This window comes from Komagataeibacter oboediens, assembly GCF_003207815.1.
Classification (GTDB): domain Bacteria; phylum Pseudomonadota; class Alphaproteobacteria; order Acetobacterales; family Acetobacteraceae; genus Komagataeibacter; species Komagataeibacter oboediens.
In genome coordinates this window covers 1-1,400 of the sequence record NZ_NKTX01000189.1, presented here as the reverse complement: position 1 = coordinate 1,400, position 1,400 = coordinate 1, and the positions used below count along the sequence as shown (strand labels likewise).

Sequence of the window (1,400 nt, the reverse complement as noted above, 5' to 3'; positions counted from 1 at the left end):
GCACCAGCCATTCCCGATCCTCCCTCTCACGACAGAATCAGAACAGGCCCTTCGCGTCACTTCACAGATGAGTCAGAGACAGTAGCCCTTGGTATTACGCGCTCATACATATCCCTAAATGCATTATCGAACGCTTTCGATGTGCCTAAATGCCGGAAATACCGGTAAACGGTCTGCCATGGCGGGAAATCGCGCGGCAAGCTGCGCCACATACAGCCATTTTTCAGGACATAAAAAATTGCGTTGATCACTTCTCTCACATTGGTTGAGCGAGGGCGACCTCCCGGTTTAGCCTTGAAAATATAAGGCTCTAGCAACTCCCACTGCTGATCTGTCAAATCAGTATCATACATTTTAAAAATATACCCCTAAATATCCTACAATAATTAAGACATAAACATCCATCTGTTCTTGTGGATATATAAGTTTAACTCTCATAAATTCTAGATATATTCAATAAAAACTTTTCCAACTACTAATTTGTATGATAAAGACGTATAAAGGGGTACCTTGATTTCATTTCGCCCGAAACTTGCCTATGAGGCTGCTTCCCCGTATACTGTTTAATGGCGTGTCGTAGCGCCTTTTCACACGAGGTCGCCCTCTGTCGGGTGGCCTGCCTAATGCAACACCCGGCTTTCGAGCCAAAGCGGTGACGGGTCTTCTCGTTCATCGCTCAAGGGAAATAAGCAGGGCGTGCCTATACCTCGTGTGAACACGCTACGACCCGCCCGACGCCAGGGAGATCACTGGTAAACGGGGCCTGTCGTAGGGCCTTCAGGCGAGGGTTATATAAAATGTACAGTAAGTGCAGCGCACCAGTAGAATATTTCAAATATGATTTTTTGTAAGGAAGTGGAAATGAAACATATTTCTGCTTTTGTGGCTACCGTCATGGTCGGGTGTGGAATTGCCTGCATGGCTAATGCTAAACCACTGATATATTATTATCCGGATGATACCTTCTTAATGGCTGCGTCTGAACGCCCCGGTGTTTGTGCAGTTACAAGCGATATACGGGACAATTTAGATAAATTTATTGTATCCAACAAAGACGGGCAACCTGAAATATATATTCAGTTTAGTAAAGATGAAAATAAATATGCCCCTCAATTTAGTCATCCTGTAGATTACACTGACAGGAAGTATAATATGGAGATGGAGGGAGACGGTCAAGAATCTATCAATGTGAAAATAGAAAAGTCAGGTGATCAATACGGTCTTTTCCAGATGGATATGAACGAAAGCAAAGAGAAATTTATGCTTTCTTATCTTGAAAGGCATAATTTTATTCATGTTAAGAGCCCGATCCGAAAGTTTTTCAAGCTTGACAATGCCTTGCTGTCCGTCGTGTGAGCATGCGGATCGAGGCGATCAATGTCCATGCGGTTGAGGACGCA

General features: G+C 43.9%; 1 protein-coding gene and 1 pseudogene. One reads left to right on the top strand and one right to left on the bottom strand.

What is annotated here, in order from left to right; translation table 11 throughout:
* Positions 1-95: 95 nt before the first annotated feature.
* Positions 96-353: pseudogene (locus CFR80_RS18185) on the bottom strand (transposase); the annotation flags it as partial.
* Between the two features lie 508 nt (positions 354-861).
* Between CFR80_RS18185 and CFR80_RS19155 the strand changes: the two are divergent.
* On the top strand, positions 862-1,356 hold the full coding sequence (locus CFR80_RS19155) for a hypothetical protein (RefSeq protein ID WP_146221720.1): 495 nt from the start codon (positions 862-864) through the stop codon (positions 1,354-1,356).
* Positions 1,357-1,400: the final 44 nt, after the last annotated feature.

What these genes read in the sequence shown, in the direction of transcription:
- CFR80_RS19155 (WP_146221720.1), top strand. Translation starts at nt 862, where the DNA reads ATGAAACATATTTCTGCTTTTGTGGCTACCGTCATGGTCGGGTGTGGA.